At 54.8% G+C, this 17328-nt stretch carries 16 protein-coding genes; 5 read left to right on the top strand and 11 right to left on the bottom strand.

Annotated features, from left to right (window positions below; genetic code table 11):
- Positions 1-2: 2 nt before the first annotated feature.
- From PMI18_RS15100 to PMI18_RS15115, 4 genes are read right to left on the bottom strand one after another with little or no spacing between them, the layout of a single operon-like run.
- Positions 3-647, bottom strand: coding sequence for a CpsD/CapB family tyrosine-protein kinase (locus tag PMI18_RS15100; RefSeq protein WP_007900707.1), 645 nt, complete (start codon positions 645-647; stop codon positions 3-5).
- Positions 648-1394, bottom strand: coding sequence for a sugar transferase (locus PMI18_RS15105; RefSeq protein ID WP_007900704.1), 747 nt, complete (start codon positions 1392-1394; stop codon positions 648-650).
- Between the two features lie 11 nt (positions 1395-1405).
- Positions 1406-2449 (bottom strand): NAD-dependent epimerase, encoded by a 1044-nt coding sequence (locus tag PMI18_RS15110; RefSeq protein WP_007900703.1) that lies wholly within the window; start codon positions 2447-2449, stop codon positions 1406-1408.
- The gene (locus PMI18_RS15115) at positions 2446-3798 is read right to left on the bottom strand and encodes a UDP-glucose dehydrogenase family protein (RefSeq protein ID WP_007900702.1); all 1353 of its coding nucleotides are present in this window, start codon (positions 3796-3798) and stop codon (positions 2446-2448) included. Before PMI18_RS15115 ends, PMI18_RS15110 begins: the two co-directional genes overlap by 4 nt.
- Positions 3799-4178: 380 nt before the next feature.
- On the opposite strand from PMI18_RS15115, the gene PMI18_RS15120 reads away from it, so the two are divergent.
- The 5 genes from PMI18_RS15120 to PMI18_RS15140 all read left to right on the top strand — a co-directional run bounded on the left by PMI18_RS15120 (position 4179) and on the right by PMI18_RS15140 (position 10567).
- Positions 4179-5876, top strand: a complete 1698-nt coding sequence (locus PMI18_RS15120) for a sulfatase-like hydrolase/transferase (protein ID WP_007900701.1) — start codon at positions 4179-4181, stop codon at positions 5874-5876.
- Positions 5877-6057: 181 nt separating this feature from the next.
- Entirely contained in the window at positions 6058-6726 is a 669-nt protein-coding gene (locus tag PMI18_RS15125; RefSeq protein WP_007900700.1) for an ABC transporter ATP-binding protein, read from the top strand.
- Position 6727: 1 nt separating this feature from the next.
- Positions 6728-9199 carry an FtsX-like permease family protein gene (locus PMI18_RS15130; protein WP_007900698.1) on the top strand — a complete coding sequence of 824 codons (2472 nt, stop codon included), beginning with the start codon at positions 6728-6730 and terminating at the stop codon, positions 9197-9199.
- Positions 9189-10262 (top strand): lipocalin-like domain-containing protein, encoded by a 1074-nt coding sequence (locus PMI18_RS15135; RefSeq protein WP_007900695.1) that lies wholly within the window; start codon positions 9189-9191, stop codon positions 10260-10262. The genes PMI18_RS15130 and PMI18_RS15135 overlap by 11 nt, the downstream gene beginning before the upstream one ends.
- Positions 10263-10324: 62 nt before the next feature.
- On the top strand, positions 10325-10567 hold the full coding sequence (locus PMI18_RS15140; RefSeq protein ID WP_007900692.1) for a hypothetical protein: 243 nt from the start codon (positions 10325-10327) through the stop codon (positions 10565-10567).
- Positions 10568-11121: 554 nt separating this feature from the next.
- Here PMI18_RS15140 and PMI18_RS15145 read toward each other — a convergent pair.
- The 7 genes from PMI18_RS15145 to PMI18_RS15165 form a co-directional block, all read right to left on the bottom strand.
- A complete protein-coding gene (locus tag PMI18_RS15145; protein WP_007900689.1) occupies positions 11122-12990 on the bottom strand; it encodes an ATP-binding protein in 1869 nt (622 codons plus the stop codon).
- 179 nt (positions 12991-13169) lie between these two features.
- The gene (locus tag PMI18_RS0129565) at positions 13170-13499 is read right to left on the bottom strand and encodes a hypothetical protein (RefSeq protein ID WP_007900687.1); all 330 of its coding nucleotides are present in this window, start codon (positions 13497-13499) and stop codon (positions 13170-13172) included.
- Positions 13496-13843 carry a DUF6124 family protein gene (locus PMI18_RS15150; RefSeq protein ID WP_007900684.1) on the bottom strand — a complete coding sequence of 116 codons (348 nt, stop codon included), beginning with the start codon at positions 13841-13843 and terminating at the stop codon, positions 13496-13498. The genes PMI18_RS0129565 and PMI18_RS15150 overlap by 4 nt, the downstream gene beginning before the upstream one ends.
- A gap of 289 nt (positions 13844-14132) precedes the next feature.
- The gene (locus tag PMI18_RS15155; RefSeq protein ID WP_007900682.1) at positions 14133-14465 is read right to left on the bottom strand and encodes an Imm50 family immunity protein; all 333 of its coding nucleotides are present in this window, start codon (positions 14463-14465) and stop codon (positions 14133-14135) included.
- Between the two features lie 394 nt (positions 14466-14859).
- Positions 14860-15165 (bottom strand): hypothetical protein, encoded by a 306-nt coding sequence (locus tag PMI18_RS15160; RefSeq protein WP_007900679.1) that lies wholly within the window; start codon positions 15163-15165, stop codon positions 14860-14862.
- 1204 nt (positions 15166-16369) lie between these two features.
- Entirely contained in the window at positions 16370-16795 is a 426-nt protein-coding gene (locus PMI18_RS31915) for a DUF6896 domain-containing protein (protein ID WP_033036432.1), read from the bottom strand.
- 104 nt (positions 16796-16899) lie between these two features.
- Complete coding sequence (locus PMI18_RS15165) at positions 16900-17313, bottom strand: hypothetical protein (RefSeq protein ID WP_007900671.1); 414 nt, start codon at positions 17311-17313, stop codon at positions 16900-16902.
- Positions 17314-17328: the final 15 nt, after the last annotated feature.

The following is a 17328-nucleotide window of genomic DNA, read 5'->3' as shown; positions in this document are numbered from 1 at the left end:
GCTTACAGGTTTTTGTAGAGCCATTTGGGCATGTAGTACTTGCGCCGGTTGAAGACGCTGCCCACCAGTTTTGCGCCCGCCTGGGTCAGGCGCTGGACCGCGGCCTGGGCCACTTCCCAGCGTGTGTCTTCGGCGCGCACCACCATGATCACGCCGTCCACCAAGGTGCTGATGACCAACGTGTCGGCGGCCGAATACACCGCGTCGCCGTCGATCACCACGAAGCGATAGCGATCGCCCAGTTGGTTGAGCAACGGCGCCAGTTGTTCAGTCGTCAGGTGCTCGGCGCCGCGGATGTGCCGCCCGTTCGGCAGGATGTGGAAGGGCAGGCTGGAGACGTTCACCAGACAGTCCTGCAGCAGCGGCGGCGAGTCGTTGAACAGCAGGTCTCGAAAGCCGCGTTCTTTGGTCAGCCCCAGCTGTTGCGTGAGGTTGCCCTCCGACTGGCTGGCGTCGACCAGCAGCACTTGGCCGCTGCTCATTGACGCCAGTTGGCTGGCCAGCGCCAGAGCGCTGGTGGTGGTGCCGGCGCCCGGATTGGCAGCGGTCAGGAACAGGATCCGCAGATCCAGGTCGAGCACGGTCGAGGTCAGGTTGGACTCGCTCGGGCTGGCGATGGTCAGACTTTTATTCGATGAACCGTCCATTTAACTCGCTCCGTGGCCGCTGAATACTTTGAAGGGGGTTTTCAACAGGATCTTCAGATCAAGCAAAAGGCTCTGCTCGGCGATATAGCTGAGGTCCAACTCAACGCGCTGGTCGAAGTCGATATTGCTGCGCCCGGATATCTGCCACAGGCCGGTCATGCCGGGGTAGATGCTCAGGCGTGCAAGGTGGCTGTCCTTGTAGCGATAAGCGTTGAACGAGGTCGGTCGCGGACCGACCAGACGCATGTCGCCGCTGACCACATTGATCAGGTTGGGCAACTCATCAAGGCTGCTGCGCCGCAGGAAGCTGCCGATAGGGGTAATCCGCGGGTCGTTGTCGATCTTGAAATCGATGGCGTCGGCGCCGTGCTTGTTCAGATGCCGCAAGGATTCCTTGAGCTCTTCGGCGTTGGTCACCATGGTGCGGAACTTGTACATGCCGAACAGGCGGCCGCGGTAACCGGTGCGCTTCTGCACGAACATCACTGGCCCCGGGCTGCTGAACTTGATGACCAGCGCCAGGCCCAGCAGTACAGGGGACAGCAGCAGCAGAATCACCAGCGCGCCGAGGCATGCAACCACTCGGTTGGTGCGTGACAGCGTCCAGGGACGACCACCGTCACGGCCGGTCATCCAGCCGCGGCCCTGCATGTGGATCGCCGTGTCCAGGCGCATTCGGTGTTCGGGGTCCAGGCGTTTGTCACGCTGCATGTGATTGAGCAACACGCCTTTTTCATGTCCAGTCATAGAGTCCTCCGCTAAAGCCCTTGCGCGAGTGGCGAGTGGGCGTTGCGCAGTGAGTAGTAGTCACGGAACCAGGCGATGAATCGTCCGAGTCCTTCATCCAGCTCGATCCGTGGCTGGAAACCGGTGGCCTGGGCCAGATCGCTGGCATCGGCGCAGGTGTTGAGCACGTCGCCCGGTTGCAGGGGCAGCAACTCGACGAGGGCTTTTTGTCCGAGGTGTTTTTCCAGCAGCGCCAGGTAGTCCTTGAGCTCCACTGGCTGTTGTCCGCCAATGTTGTAAATGCGCCATGGCGCCATGCTGCTGGCCGGGTCCGGTTGTTCGCGGTTCCAGTGCGGTGCTGCTTGGGGCGCGCGCTCGATCAGACGGGCGATGCTTTCGATGATGTCGTCGATGTAGGTGAAATCACGCTGGTGCTGGCCGTAGTTGAACAGCTTCAGCGGCTGCCCTTCGGCAATCGCCCGGGCGAACTGGATCGGCGACATGTCTGGCCGGCCCCAAGGCCCGTACACCGTGAAAAAACGCAAACCGGTGCAGGGAATGCCGAACAGATGGCTGTAGCTGTGGGCCATCAACTCATTGGCTTTTTTGGTCGCGGCGTACAGCGACAACGGGTGGTCGACGCAGTCCTTGACCGAGTAAGGCGTGTGCTGGTTGGCGCCATACACTGAACTGGACGAGGCATAGATCAAGTGTTTGACCGGGTGGTGGCGGCAGCTTTCGAGGATGTTCAGGAACCCGCTCAGATTGCTGTCGACGTAGGCCCGGGGATTTTCCAGGGAGTAACGCACCCCGGCCTGGGCCGCGAGGTGAATCACCACCTCCGGTTGTTCACGAACAAACAATGCGTCGAGGGCCGTGGCGTCGGCCACATCGACTATCGCGAGCTGGAAATCGCCGACTTGCTTGCGCACCCAATCCACGCGGTCGTGTTTGAGTTGCGGGTCGTAGAAATCGTTGAAATTATCCAGGCCGAAAACCTCATGCCCGTCGCGCAACAACCGCAACAGGCAATGGGCTCCAATGAAACCGGCCGCTCCGGTGACGAGTATTTTCATGGCTGTGGCGCCTCGGGAGCGATGTGCCGAAGCCCGATACCGCTGTAGTGCAAACCGGCCGCCGCCACGTGCTCCGGGTTGTAAAGATTGCGCCCGTCGACAATCACCCGCGCGCGCAATTTGCTCGCCAGCAGATCGAAATCGACCACGCGAAAGTTCTTCCACTCGGTGCAGATCACCAGCGCGTCGGCATCTTCCAGGGTGTCGTCACGGGTGGCGCACAGGTGCAGGTCATTGCGGTAGCCATAAATGCGCCGGCACTCGGACATGGCTTCCGGGTCGTAAGCCTGGACGCTCGCACCCTCTGCCCACAGCGATTCCATCAGATAACGACTGGGGGCCTCGCGCATGTCATCGGTATTGGGCTTGAAGGCCAGGCCCCAAATCGCGATGGACTTGCCGCCCAGCCCATCGGGAAACAGCGCCTGCAGTTTGCTGAAGAGGATGTGCCGTTGGCTGTCATTCACATCGGTGACGCTGCGCAACAGACGCAAAGACATGCCGTGATGTTCGGCGGTGTGCAGCAGGGCGCGCAGGTCTTTAGGGAAGCATGAGCCGCCGAAGCCGCAGCCGGGGTAAATGAAGTGGTAACCGATGCGTGGGTCCGAGCCGATGCCTTTGCGCACCGCCTCGATGTCGGCCCCCAGCAACTCGGTGAGGTTGGCCAGTTCGTTCATGAAACTGATGCGGGTGGCGAGCATTGCGTTGGCGGCGTACTTGGTCAGCTCGGCGCTGCGGTTGTCCATGAACATGAGCTTTTCGCGGTTGCGGCAGAACGGCGCATAGAGTTCGCTCAATTGGTTGCGCGCTTCTTCGTCATTGGTGCCGACGATGATCCGGTCCGGGCGCATGCAGTCGGCCAGGGCGCTGCCTTCCTTGAGAAACTCCGGGTTGGACACCACCCGCACGTTCAATGCCTCTTTGCCACGGCGTTGCAGTTCTTCGTTGGCGGTGCTTGCCACCTGGTCCGCGGTGCCCACCGGCACGGTGGACTTGATGATCAGGGTGCGATCGGACTCCATGAAACTGGCGATCTGCCGAGCGACATTCAGCACATGGCTGAGGTCGGCGGAACCGTCTTCATCGGCGGGTGTACCCACCGCGATGAAAATCAGTTCGGCGTGTTCGACCGCGTCACTGGCCTGATTGGAGAAGAGCAGGCGACCGGCCTTGATGTTGTCTTCCAGTGTGCTGGACAGTCCCGGTTCGCTGATCGGGGGCACGGCTTGTTGCAGTTGCTTGATCTTGTTGGAGTCAATATCAACGCACAGCACACGATGTCCGACATCGGCCAATGACGCGGCTTGTATCAGACCGACGTAACCCGTACCAAATACGCTCACGTCCATATTGGCGTGCCTCGTAAAACGGTGGATGTAACTGAAATGAGACTGTCAAAAGGGGTATAGCCCAGCCATGGGAAAGAGAGTCAGCAAAATGACGGGTAACGCGACCGGGAAAACCCCGATTTCACGGGCTATTTGCCATCAAGTGCTTGCCACTGCTGGATTTGCCGCGGTTTTGAGGGGTTTCTGAGGGTTTGAAGAAAACGATAAACGGTCGTAAGGCTTGAAACACAAGGGTTACAGACGTTTGTGGGTGTCAGATTTGAGGCAACGTTTTTTTGACGCTTTTGGCAAAAAACCGGCATTTCTTGCGCTTCGAGGGCTCGGTGCTAGTGTCAGAAAATGGCCAATCATCCCTTGGCCACGGAGACGTTGTAATCACCATGATCCGATACCTCAAGGAACTGTTGCTGGTTCTGTATTTACTCAAGAGTTACGACGACTACCTCGATCGTCTTGACGCGCTGGGCATCGGTTTTCCTATGCTGCTGTATGGCGCAATGTTCGTTGTGCTGACAGTGGCGCTGTTCATGACCGCGTACATCCGTCAGACGCTGATCCGTCATCTGTTCGCGTTGGCGATGTTTGGCTCGGCGGTGTTCTTCGACGTCTATACGCAAGTGACTGCCGGTTACATGACCTACAGCAGTTTTGTGTCGCTGGTGTATTCCGGTGGGTTCATTCAGGAGGCCGCGTACCAGTACCGCGATGCAATCATCAGCGCGATGGTCAGTGGTTTGTTGCTGCTGTTCGGTATCGGCCTCAAGCCGCGGCGACGGGCGCCATTACCGGGTGCACTGTTGGTGGCGGCGCCAGTGTTCGGGGTGTTGATGCTCAGCATTGTGCTGTTCATGCGGGCCGGCGAGGGTGCCCGTGGCTTGCCGATCATGTACACACCGTTGGCCTATCTGAATCTGTTCACCTATGAAGCGCTGCACAACACCGTCGGCCCGCGTGAGCCAGTGAGCCTGCCGCGCATCGATCAGCCGGTGGGGCACGACATTGTGCTGATCATCGACGAGAGCATTTCCGGCAACTACCTGGACATCAACACGCCGTTCGGTGTGCACAGCAATCTCAAGGAACCGCGCCCGGGCGTGGACATCTTCAATTATGGCTACGCGGCGTCCATCGCCAATTGCAGCGCCGACACCAATGTCACCCTGCGCTACGGTGGCACCCGCGCCGACTACATGCGGATCAACAGCACATTGCCGTCGATCTGGCAGTACGCAAAAAAAGCCGGGCTGCGCACCGTTTACATCGACTCCCAGCGCACCGGCGGCAACTTGCAGAACCTGATGAACGCTGCCGAGCAAAAGGACATCGACGAGTTCGTGCAATTCGACCGCACCAGCGTGCGTGACCGCGACATGGCAGCGGCGGCCAAGCTGATCGAGCTGCTCAACGACGGTAAGCCGCAGCTGGTAGTGATCAACAAGGTCGGTGCGCATTTTCCGGTACACGACAAGTACCCGGACGCCTTTATGGCTTACCGCCCGACATTGCCCCGTGGGCAGTTTGTCGAGGTGACGGACACGGGCACACGCGATGGTTTCAACGGTCAGCCGGATGATTGGTTGCTGTACCGCAACGCCTATAAAAATACCGTGCTGTGGAATGTCGGCGAGTTCTTCGCACGGGTATTTGCTCAGGCGGATCTGAGCCATGCGCTACTGATCTACACCTCTGATCACGGGCAGGATCTCCACGAGCGCGGTAACCCGGGGCTCAATACGCACTGCGGTGATGATCCGGTGGAGGAGGAAGGGTTGGTGCCGTTGGTGGTGATTTCGGGCAGCGGTTTGCAGACCCTGGACTGGCAGGCGCAATTGCCGGCCAACAAGGATCGCTCCAGTCACTACAACATCTTCCCGACGTTACTGCAGGTGATGGGTTATGACCTGGCGGGGATCGAGGCGGTGTATGGCAAACCGCTAAGTGTGCCGACGGCGGATGAATTCACCTTCAACTATCGGTTTAATGCGCGGTTGGGGGCCAAGCCGGAGTGGAAGCACATTGACCTGAACAGCATTGTGACGCCGGGGCGGGTGGTGCCGAGTGTGGCGGTGGGGCAGTGAGGTTTTGAGTAATTGAGCGGGCCTCTTCGCGGGCAAGCCTCGCTCCTACAGGTATGCGTCGGTGCGGGATATTGCGATCCGTAGGAGCGAGGCTTGCCCGCGAAGGCGTCAGACCGTTCAACCCAAGATTATCGGGTGTACTCTCTACCCTTGCCCCATTCATCAAAAGAGTTTCCCCTTCATGCTTCACGTCCAGGGCGTCTTCAAAAGCTACGCCACCCCCCAAGGCCCGCTGCCGGTATTGCAAGGCGTCGACCTCACGTTGAAACCCGGCAGCAGTCTGGCGCTGATGGGGGAATCGGGCAGTGGCAAGAGCACCTTGCTGCACCTGATCGCCGGGCTGGACAAGGTCGATCGCGGCAGCATCCGCAGTGGCGAGCATCGGCTGGAACAGATGAACGAAAGCCAATTGGCGAACTGGCGGCGAACCGAAATCGGTCTGGTGTTCCAGCAGTTCAACCTGATCGGCAGTTTGCGCGTTGAAGACAATCTGGCGTTTCAGGCGCGCCTGGCCGGGCGTCACGATCCGCGCTGGCAGGCGCATCTGGTGCAACGTCTTGGGTTGGGAGATTTGCTGCGGCGCTATCCGGAGCAACTGTCCGGCGGGCAACAGCAGCGGGTCGCCTTAGGTCGCGCCCTGGCATCGCAACCCAAACTGCTGCTGGCCGACGAGCCCACCGGCAGCCTCGATGAAGCCACCAGCGATGAGGTATTGAAGTTATTGCTGGAACTGCTCGACGACAGCCCGACGACTTTGTTGATGGTCACTCACAGCCCACGGGTCGCCGCGCGGTTGGCGGAAAAAGTGGTGCTGCACGGTGGCCGTCTGGCTGGCGCGGACGAGCGCTGAGGTGCGGGTTTTCCGCGAGACGCTACGGGCGCTGCTCAGCCATTGGCGACAGCACCCGGTGCAATTTTTCAGTGTGCTGACCGGGCTCTGGCTCGCCACCAGCCTGCTGACCGGCGTGCAAGCGCTGAACAGCCAGGCGCGAGAAAGCTACGCCCGGGCCAGTCAGCTGATCGGCGGCGAACCGCAAGCCAGTCTCACGGCACTCAGCGGTGGGGTGTTTTCCCAGCAAGTGTTTGTCGACCTGCGTCGTGCGGGCTGGCCGGTATCGCCCGTGTTGCAAGGCCGGGTGACGCTCAAGGGCCATGAAGACCAGCGCTTGCAGTTAATGGGGATTGAGCCGGTGTCGCTGCCGACCGGTTCCGCAGTGGCCGGGCGGTCGTTGGCGATCGAGCAGGTTGTCGAGTTTTTCACCCCGCCGGGTAGCACCTGGATTTCGCCGCAGACCTTGCAGGCGTTGGGCTTGCGCGAAGGCGAAACCCCGATGGCCCAGAGTGGAGTCACCTTGCCGCCGCTGCGTGCCCAGACCGACATGGCACCCGGTGTGTTGCTGGTGGACATCGGCTTCGCCCAACAGATTCTGCAATTGCCCGATCAATTGTCACGGCTGCTGCTGCCCAAGGATTTCACCGCGCCCCTGCCTGATGAGCTCAAGGGCCAACTCCAGTTCAAAAGCAGCGGCGAAGAAAACAACCTCGCGCGCCTGACCGAGAGCTTCCACCTGAACCTCGATGCCTTGGGCTTTCTGTCGTTCGTGGTCGGCCTGTTCATCGTTCACGCGGCGATCGGCCTGGCGCTGGAGCAACGCCGAAGCTTGCTCAGAACCCTGCGCGCCTGCGGGGGCAGTGCGCGCCTGTTGATTGCCTGCCTTGCCGCCGAGCTGGGTGCTCTGGCGCTGATCGGTGGAATCGCCGGCGTTGTCAGCGGTTACCTGCTGGCCGGCGTGCTGCTGCCGGACGTTGCCGCCAGCCTGCGCGGCTTATACGGCGCCGAAGTGCCGGGGCAGTTGAATCTAAGTCTGTTGTGGTGGTTCAGCGGTATCGGCCTGAGCCTGTTCGGCGCCTTGCTGGCCGGCACCAACAGTTTGCTGAGGGCGGCGCGGCTGCCGTTGCTGGCGCTGGCCAATCCGCAAGCCTGGCACCTGGCGCACGCGCGCTGGTTGCGGCGCCAGGGTTGGGTCGCCGCCATGGCTGCGGTGATCGCGTTATTGGCGTTAAGCTTCGGCGACAGCCTGAGCAGCGGCTTCGTGTTGATGGGCGCGTTGTTGATCGGCGCTGCACTGGCCTTGCCGGTGGTGTTGAATATCGTGCTCAACTGGGTGCTTGGGCGCAGTCGTTCGGTGCTTGGCCAATGGTTTCTCGCCGACTGCCGCCAGCAACTGCCGGCCCTGAGCCTGGCCTTAATGGCGTTGTTGTTGGCGCTGGCGGCAAACATCGGGGCCGGCAGCATGACCGCCGGTTTCCGCCAGACGTTCAGCAACTGGCTCGAACAACGGTTGACCGCCGAGCTGTACCTCAATCCGCAAAATCCCGCCCAGGCCCGAGAGCTGCACACCTGGCTCAAACAACAACCCCAAGTCAGCGCAGTGCTACCGAACTGGCAAGTGTCGATCCAGTTGCAGGGCTGGCCGGCGGACGTCTTTGGCGTGATCGACCACCCGACTTATCGTCAGCACTGGCCGCTGCTGGAAGCCTTGGGCGACAACCCTTGGGAGCGACTGGCCAAGGACGACGCGCTGATGCTCAGCGAACAACTGGCCCGACGGTTGAAGGTACGGCTCGGTGATCACCTGACAATCCCGACGCCGAATGGCCCATGGTCGCCGCGGATCGTCGGGATCTACGCCGACTACGGTAATCCCAAGGGGCATCTGCTGGTCAACATTAATCATCTGCTGCGCGGCTGGCCGCAGTTGACGCCTAACCGTTTCAACCTGCGCATCGAACCGGCATCGATCCCTGGGTTCCTGACCGCGCTGCAAGCACGCTTCGCCCTGGACGACAGCCGTATCGTCGATCAGGCCCGGCTCAAGGGCTGGTCCACGCAAGTGTTCGAACGCACCTTCGCCGCCACCGCCGCGCTCAACAGCCTGACGCTTTGTGTCGCGGGCGTGGCGCTGTTCATCAGCCTGCTGACCCAGAGCCAAAGCCGCCTTGGGCAACTTGCACCGCTGTGGGCGTTGGGCGTAACCCGTCGCCAATTGATGCTGCTGAACCTCGGGCAAACCTGGTTGCTGGCGGTGCTGACGCTGGTGCTGGCATTGCCCTTGGGCATCGCGTTGGCGTGGTGCCTGGACACGGTGATCAACGTTCAGGCCTTCGGCTGGCGTTTGCCGTTGCGGGTGTTTCCGCTGCAACTGTTGCAGTTGATGGGCCTGGCGTTGCTCGCGACATTGCTCGCGTCGGCGTGGCCGTTGTATTCACTGTATCGCACACAACCGGCCGATCTGCTGAGGACGTTTGCTCATGAAGATTAAGGTCGGTGTGTTGTTACTGGCCGCGCTGCTGAACGGCTGCGACAACACGCCTGCACCGGAAAAAGGCTTCGCCGGCCTCGGCCATCAGGCTGAGGCATTTACCCCGGTGGTGCCCGGCCGGGTATTCAGCTTCCCGGCGGATCACGGCCCCCACGATGGTTTTCGCATCGAATGGTGGTACGTCACCGCCAACCTCAAGGACGATCAGGGCCAGGAATTCGGCGCGCAATGGACACTGTTTCGTAGTGCCTTGAAAGCGTCCCCCGAACAATCTGGCTGGAGCAATCAGACCATTTGGCTGGGCCATGCCGCCGTGACTTCCGCCACGGTGCACCATGCCGCCGAACGCTACGCCCGTGGTGGCGTCGGCCAGGCCGGAGTGAGCCTGACGCCGTTCAACGCATGGATCGACGACTGGCGTTTCAGCAGTCAGGCCAGCAATGAAGATCCGCTAGCCGACCTGCAACTCAGCGCCCGCGACAAGACTTTCAACTACCAGCTTCGACTGACCTCCACACGCCCACTGGTGCTTCAGGGCGACAAAGGCTTCAGCCAGAAATCCGAACAAGGCCAGGCCTCGTACTATTACAGCCAGCCGTTTTTCCAGGCCAGCGGCACATTGGAAATCGATGGCAAAACCTACGCAGTCAGCGGCCCGGCCTGGCTCGACCGCGAGTGGAGCAGCCAACCCCTGACCGCCAACCAGACCGGTTGGGACTGGTTCTCCTTGCACCTGGACAGCGGCGAACAGGTCATGCTCTATCGCATGCGGCAAAAGGACGGCGCGCCATACCTCACCGGCACCTGGATCGATGCACAAGGGCAGACGCAGTTATTGCATGCCGACGACATCAGCCTCACCCCTCAGGGGAAGACCAATGTCGCTGGCCGTTCGATGCCTGTGAGCTGGTCGATCAAAATCCCCGCCAGGCACCTCGATATCACCATCAGCGCACTCAACCCGAAGGCCTGGATGGATTTGCGTATTCCCTATTGGGAAGGACCGGTGCGCCTGAGCGGCAGCCATGGTGGGCAGGGGTATCTGGAGATGACCGGCTACTGATCCGGAACTCTCGGCGCCACGCCGTTTTCCTACGTAGTGAAGCCCATTCATGGGAGCCCGCCATGAGCAACGACCTCAAACCGCCCACCCTTGCCACCTGGCAGCGGCTGTTCGACGACAAAGCCTACTGGCAGCAATCCCCCGACGCGCATTACAGCGAATTGCTGCGCATCGCCGACGATCTGCTGGGGCAGGGCGCCATCGATCTCGATCAATGGCAGATCCTCAAGACCAAGGCCGATCAATCCCACAAAGACTCGCCTGCCGTGAATGTCGCCCACGAAGTCGACGATCCCGAAGCCTGAGGAACACGTCGAACCTTCGAAAACCCGGCCGGCCAATCCAAACCATCAACGTCGAAAAGCGTGAAGTCCAGGCGAAATTGAAAGATCTGAAAGTGGGGCAGAGCGTTGTGGTGAGCTATACCGATGTGCTGAAAGTGACCAGCCAGCACCCAAGCTGATCATTACTTGTACGGATTGATTGTTCTTCTGCGGATAGTTGTATAAGAACAGTCAGTTTTAATGGTCGAACTGGTGAGTTTTAGAAGTTTGTACCCGGTTTTTTAGCAAAGACTTACGAAATGTTACGTGCATAAATTTCATGTTTATACAGAGGACATATCGGCCAAATTCTATTAAAATCCTTCCCGTTCGCCCGGTGTCAGGGCTCTTTACCGGTGCATGGATTGCCAGGCCATTACACTGGGCGAACACCTTCTTTGGGAGGCGGAGTTTAAAAGTTCTGGATATAAAAAATGGGCGACCTTGGAGTCGCCCATTTTTATTGGCTGGGGTAAAGCGGCGGCGCCGGACACCCTACCCGGGGGCTGTAATGGCGTTTGTAGCCTGAGTTCATTTCAACCCGAAACTGTATCCATTATCGGAGTGCTGGCCTGGAACTGCTGCCGGTAGTTGGTCGCACGCTGTAGCACGCGGGTCAAGGCCTGAAAATTTGCCGGTTTGGTCAAAATATCATTGGCACCGGCGGCCCTGAAACGTTCTATCTCGCTCGAAAAAGCACTCGCGGTGAAAGCGACGATGTAGCAAGTATCGCCCAGTGCCAGTTTGCGGATGTTATGGATGGCCTCCAGCCCATCCATAACAGGCATGTTGATATCCATAAAAATGATATCTGGAGTCGAAGTCATGCACTGATTGACCGCCTCCAAGCCATTTGACGCAAGGTCGGGCGCATAACCCAACTCTTGTAACATCGCCATGGCAACTTTCTGACTCACGGGATGGTTTTCCACCAGCAGAATATCGAGCGGGTAATCCTCGGCAAAAGATGAGTCGAAACCAACCGATGAATGATCATCCCGGATGGGTAGTTCCGAGACTGAAAAAAGCTCCATGGGGAGTGAGAAGGAGAACGTCGATCCGACGCCAGGCTGACTGGTAAAGGATAAAGTCCCCTGCTGCGCCTCGACCAGGCTTTTGCAGATGGAAAGACCGAGCCCACTCCCGGTAAAGCGTTGACTGGCCGGTCCTTTAAACTGAGCAAAGGGCTTGAACAGGCTGTCTTGCCGTTCCATGGGGATACCTATGCCGGTATCGCGTATGGAGAATTCGAGTCGGGCTCGAGTGCCGTAACCGCTAGTCGTGACCATGAGCGATACCTTTCCGGCCTCGGTGAATTTAACCGCATTGCCCAGCAAGTTGATCAATATCTGGCGCAGGCAATTGGTATCGGTTTTGACCAAGGGAGGTACGTCTGGTGAGACCTGGGCCTCAAGTACAATTGGCTTGTCCTGAATGTTTTGCCGGATCATTTCAATACTGGATGAAACCAGAGCTCTGACTTCGAAGACACGAGGCTTCAATTCAAGTTTGCCTGCTTCGATTTTTGCAAGGTCGAGAATGTTGTCGATAAGAGACAGCAGGGTTCGTCCGCTTGTATTAATCGTTTGTAGCAGACTGCTTTGCTCGCGGTTCAGGGCAGACCTCGCCAGCAGCTCCGTCGCGCCGATCACACCGTACATGGGCGTGCGAATTTCATGGCTCATGGTGGCCAAAAATCTGGTTTTTGAACGATCAGCGTCCTCGGCGGTATTTTTTGCCTGATTCAATACTTCTTCGTTTATTTGCATTTGCTGGAGATGAGCGCGCATGCGTATAAGGCTGAAGACGAGAAATACCAAAATGGCCAGGATGATATGGTGCAGGGAGTCTTGATTAAGTTGCTGGTAATAATCCGCCAACGTCATTTCAGCACCCGCAATATAAATCGTACCGTCCTGCGATTTCATCGGGACGAAGACGGCGCGAAAATCTCCCCAGTGATCCGAGTAGTCAATCCAGGTGGGTTCGGTGCGTTCAAAGCTGTCGAGCAAAGCCTGACTGGCATCCGGGTAGGGATCGAAAAAGCGTACAAAATTCTTCTCCTGTATCTCTTTTTTCGATGCGCTGGAGCTGACCAGATAAGCCTCGCCCGAGCGTTTGACCACACTGTAGACAAAAGCAGTCCCCATGGAGTCGTTGAAGCTGGAGAGCCGTTGAATGGCATTCCAGTCCTCCGCCTCGGATTTGGACTGTTTGTCGATCAGATTGTCATGGTAGCGGTCGCCAAGAATGGCCGAAGCGCCCAACGCGGCATGCAGCAGCTTGTTATTAATATTGTCAGTGAGGATCCCTTGAGTCTCGACGTAGAGGTAGTAGATATAGCCACTGACACCTACTATGTAGACCAAGAGAAAAATCCACGTTTTCCGTTTGAGTTTGAACATAAATCACAGCCTCCATACTGTAGGGCCAAGCATAATTTGAAGGCGGGCTGAAAACCATTGTTTTGTTTTTTGCTGTTTTCAGGTGAGACGTTACTTGACCGAAGAGCCAGTTTTTTGGTTTTTTTGCTCACGATGTTGAGTCGATTTTTTTGGATTGATCAGAAATTTAAAGACGGTTTTTAACAAACTCTTGCGAAGTACTGCGTGCATAAGTCTGGGAGGCGGAATTGACAATTTCGGATATAAAGTTGCGCTCGCAACCGCCGTCCGACCACATCCAGCAAATCGCAGCCATCGCGCAACGGGATGGCCAACACCCGCGCAAACTCTTGCAACAGCGCAGCATCACCACCAATCGCTTCGCCCAGGGAAAGCGTTTCCAACAGTTGAGTGACACTGCGAATGCGATACGCCGCCGTGTCATGCAACACATCGACAGGCGCTTCAGTGTCGATCAGCAGCGAAGGGATCGTGCAATCGATGCCGGTAATCGGCATGTATCGAGTCATGGTTGGACCTCCTCAGCGTCGGATACCTCACCGGGTGGATCGAGATTGTCCAGCGCCCGGTTCACCAATAACTCGCCCAGTACGGCCAATTGCTGAATCGATAGCGCCAGGCTGCGGTGCGAGCCTTCGAGTTCGCAGGCAAAGTCAGTGGCCAGCACGTTGAGCGAGGCGAGGGTTTCGCAGGCGTGGCTTAGCAGGGTTTCGGTGTCAATGTTGGGGAGGAGGGTGAAAACGTGGCTGATGGGGTCGGGATTTTGTGGGTCGCGGAGACGGGCGCTGATGGTGCGTTGGGTTGCATGGCTGAGTTGATTGGGGTCGAAGAAGTCGGGTGGAAATTTTTTCATCGTGAAGCTCCTGAAACAATGGAGCCGCAAAGCGGCATTTGCATGCCTTGATCGAGTTCGGTCTGTCAAAACCGGTCGCTGAGGTTGCAGCGGCTGGGGGAGGTTATCTGGGGAGGAGGGGGTGTACAAGTTCATTGGGAGCGACGGGTTTTGTGGGAAATGTCCGATGCTTTTGTCAGGCGTCCCGAGGGGCTGAAAAATTGAGTCAGATTTGGTTTTAAGTGAACTCGGGTTTTTTATCGTTCATATAAACCGAGGGTCCACAAAGTAGTGGAGATTTCGTTGTGAATTAAATTATCGAACTATTGTTCGAAGCGTGAATCGTGAATCGATTTTCGCTCTGAGTGATTCTTATGCTAAGTTTTTCTTTTGTAGGTATATTTTTGATCATCAGGTTGCTGATTTCGCTGCAGTTTAAACCGATGCGACATGTATTGAATTCAGCCTTTCTCCATTTTGCGGGAGGAGCGTCAGGGAGCTCTTCGATGTAAAATTCCAGTATTATCGTTGGTCTCTTGTTTTCGATGTTTATTGTGAAAAGTTCAATGAGGCCAATTGCTACGGGGGTTTTGAAAATCTGGTTGAAAAAAATGCTGCCATCGATATCGTTCCAGAACTTCATTTTTGCTTCTTGTGGCCAAACTTAGTGGGCAGATTTGTTTTTATGAATGCGTAAAAATAGATCCATTCTCTTTTTTTGTTGTGCTTTTTTTGATTTTTGGTTAAGGCTTCCAGAAATCAATATTCTTCATGTGTCTTTCTATGTCGTCCATATCGTCTTTGCCAAGTGTGTTGTCAAAGCTCTCGCTTAGTATTCGTCGTACCTTGGCGAGTTTTTGTGTGATTTTTTCGTTGTCTATGAAGTTGGTTGTCGCACGTTGGTAGTCAGCAATAGATTTGTCACTATAATAGCTACCCATTTTATGTAGAGATATTAAGATGAACTATATCTTTGCTAGTGCTTCGAGTGCGGAGTCTCCCTGGATTATGATTTTTTTGTTTGTGTCTAGCATTTGTCATTTTTCCAGTTTGTTTAAAGTATTGGAAATTGCTTTGTTTAATTCTGTCCAGCTTTTTGCTTTTTCGCTAAAAATCGGGTGCTCCCAGTCATAGGCTTTAATTAAAGAAATTCTAAATGTGCCGTTTTCACAGAACTCAGGGTGCCAGCCTATGTCAATAAGCTGATCATTAGGGAGGACGGCTTGGAATAGATCCTCCTTTAAGTCATCAACGATCATCGAAGTATCAGTAAGCTGATTGAGGCGGGATATATCATCAAATGATATTGTTCCACCAAGCTCAATTATTTTTTTAGTGTCCATTCAATTTCTCTTCGTCTTCGCCCAAGGTGGCAGAGTTGACTTCATGAGCGAGTAGAAAATAAATCTGACCTGCCTTCGTTTTCATAGGACTATTTTCCGATTTTTTTTAGTAAGAAAATTTTGGATTGAAGATCGTCTGGCCTTTGCACGGAGCTAGCTCGCCAACCTCAAGTTTAGATTCCGATCGCAGATGATCTAGGGCTTCTTGTGGAGTAAAAAGATTCTTGGATTCTTCCTTTAAATATTCTTCCATGGTTATTTTTTGAGTCGTAGATTTCGCTTGAGTATGTTTTATATTTTTCTTCATGCTTTTGTATTGCAATCGAAAGCCAAAGGACGTCATTTTCAGTATCTAGCTTTCCTCGGCCCCCCCACCTGTTTGCCGGCCTCTATCCAGCTGATAATTTTTTCATCCGTATTCATGTTGCCTTCCGAGTACTGATGACGATTTTGGGGGGCATGAGTGCGTAGAAAATAAATATATCCCCTTTTCTTTTCTTTCTCTTCTTTTTTTCGATTCGCCTTTCAGTCTAGCGGATAGTCACATGTCCAAGGTGGAGTGAATAGCTCTGGATCGATGTTGTTCTCTTGAAGGTAGTCATTTATCTCTTCTTCGGTTTCTAACGTTTGACACTTGATAATGGTAGTGTCACTGCTTCCAATGCTATCTCTTGTTTCAATTATTAACTTAGGTATTGTGAAGTCTATTGCTACATATTTTGAATTTTTTGCGTCTTCCAAGAACTTATAATAGAGTTCTCCTGGGTATCTGTTTGTAAAATTCAAATGGTATACCGCGTATATAGCAATCCATCTGCGTAAGGAGTCGTCGTTTGTAGTGAGTTCTTGCGCGATTTCTGTATACGATTTCGCTTCCAGACCCCACCAGACTTTTCTTGGAATTATTTTTGGATTGCTCATTTTTGACCTTTAAATGGATTTGGCCAGTAGATTCGAATTGCTTCACCTTTGACAGGGTGTAGTTGTAAGTGTGGGCGATCACCATGAGGATCATTGGGGTCGTGGTTTGCCATGGTGACTTTCCTTGCAAAAAAGGGGACACCCATTAGCCGGTCTCAAGTCAAGGTTAATGGGTGTCTCCTTTCTCAATGTTGGCGGTGCTAGTCCGTGAATTCTAAGTGAGAGCGCCCCAATAAAATTTAAAAAAACCTGAATTTTAAAGGGCGAAAATCTAAATGTGAGGTTAATTGGACTTTTTTGATTGTGTAAAAAAATATAAGTTAGAGGTGGAATTGTCTATTTTTTTAACCATATTTTCTTGGATGTATTGGTTTAACTCTGATTCAACTGTAGCGAGGTTTGTGTATTTTGCATGTTTCTCTGGGAATTCGCATGCATAGTTATACAAGCGCCATGCGTCGAATCCATCGGTTCTTCCATTTGGCCCGAAATCGAAATCCACACAGTACTCCGGGTATTCGATCATGCATCCGTTCCCATGTAATTGATAGCTTACACCCTTAAAAATCTCTCCTCTTTGAGCTATTTTATTGTCATGCCATAATTGGTGTAGTGATCTCGAGCCGAATTTGTCTTCAAGCAACTGTAGTGAGGTTTCTACAGCGCCTAAAAAATCAAAAATTAATAATTTCAGATTTTTGTTAATCATCTTCTCAGCCAAAAGGGGAGCAGCCAAAAGGAACAGATTTATTTTCATGAGTGCGTAGAAAATAGATCTGTCGCCTTTCTTGTTATTTTTTTTTGGTTGCTAAGTTACTCTGAGTCCATAAGTGTTTTGTATTTCGCAAATGTGGTGATAGCTTGCTCGTCGCCATCAATTAAGTTTTCATAAAAGCTAATGTTTGTGGCCCATTCTTGGAATATAAGCGAGCTTTTGTATTTGTTGTTTTCTTGGGTTCGAAAGCTAAGTTTCCAATGAGAGGAAAGTCGCTCATCAATAATATCAAAGACATCAGCTGCATATGGTTTTGGATACTCATCATCTTCTTCTGCGCATATATAGAACCAAGGGCAGTTGTCTCGAAACTCGATGCCGTAAACCGTGTATTCCATTCCCAGTTGCAAGTCTAGCTCGCCGTCAGGCATGAATATGTAACGCTTTAAACGCATGACGGTTTCTGGTGCTGATATGTCATTCAGATTGTTGATTTTGCATACGACTTTCATTTGTCGATGGCTCCG

Origin of the sequence: Pseudomonas sp. GM102, from assembly GCF_000282555.1 — a bacterium.
Taxonomy (GTDB): Bacteria; Pseudomonadota; Gammaproteobacteria; order Pseudomonadales; family Pseudomonadaceae; genus Aquipseudomonas.
The sequence above is the reverse complement of the archived record's forward strand: the minus strand, read 5'-3'. Positions and strand labels throughout refer to the sequence as shown.

Bases quoted from the DNA above. Each gene is read 5' to 3' on its own strand.
- PMI18_RS15115 (WP_007900702.1), bottom strand. From the start codon at position 3,798: ATGGACGTGAGCGTATTTGGTACGGGTTACGTCGGTCTGATACAAGCC.
- PMI18_RS15120 (WP_007900701.1), top strand. From the start codon at position 4,179: ATGATCCGATACCTCAAGGAACTGTTGCTGGTTCTGTATTTACTCAAG.
- PMI18_RS15110 (WP_007900703.1), bottom strand. From the start codon at position 2,449: ATGAAAATACTCGTCACCGGAGCGGCCGGTTTCATTGGAGCCCATTGC.
- PMI18_RS15155 (WP_007900682.1), bottom strand. From the start codon at position 14,465: ATGAAGTTCTGGAACGATATCGATGGCAGCATTTTTTTCAACCAGATT.
- PMI18_RS15145 (WP_007900689.1), bottom strand. From the start codon at position 12,990: ATGTTCAAACTCAAACGGAAAACGTGGATTTTTCTCTTGGTCTACATA.
- PMI18_RS15100 (WP_007900707.1), bottom strand. From the start codon at position 647: ATGGACGGTTCATCGAATAAAAGTCTGACCATCGCCAGCCCGAGCGAG.
- PMI18_RS15165 (WP_007900671.1), bottom strand. From the start codon at position 17,313: ATGAAAGTCGTATGCAAAATCAACAATCTGAATGACATATCAGCACCA.
- PMI18_RS15150 (WP_007900684.1), bottom strand. From the start codon at position 13,843: ATGAAAAAATTTCCACCCGACTTCTTCGACCCCAATCAACTCAGCCAT.
- PMI18_RS15105 (WP_007900704.1), bottom strand. From the start codon at position 1,394: ATGACTGGACATGAAAAAGGCGTGTTGCTCAATCACATGCAGCGTGAC.
- PMI18_RS15140 (WP_007900692.1), top strand. From the start codon at position 10,325: ATGAGCAACGACCTCAAACCGCCCACCCTTGCCACCTGGCAGCGGCTG.
- PMI18_RS15135 (WP_007900695.1), top strand. From the start codon at position 9,189: ATGAAGATTAAGGTCGGTGTGTTGTTACTGGCCGCGCTGCTGAACGGC.
- PMI18_RS0129565 (WP_007900687.1), bottom strand. From the start codon at position 13,499: ATGACTCGATACATGCCGATTACCGGCATCGATTGCACGATCCCTTCG.
- PMI18_RS15160 (WP_007900679.1), bottom strand. From the start codon at position 15,165: ATGGACACTAAAAAAATAATTGAGCTTGGTGGAACAATATCATTTGAT.
- PMI18_RS31915 (WP_033036432.1), bottom strand. From the start codon at position 16,795: ATGATTAACAAAAATCTGAAATTATTAATTTTTGATTTTTTAGGCGCT.
- PMI18_RS15125 (WP_007900700.1), top strand. From the start codon at position 6,058: ATGCTTCACGTCCAGGGCGTCTTCAAAAGCTACGCCACCCCCCAAGGC.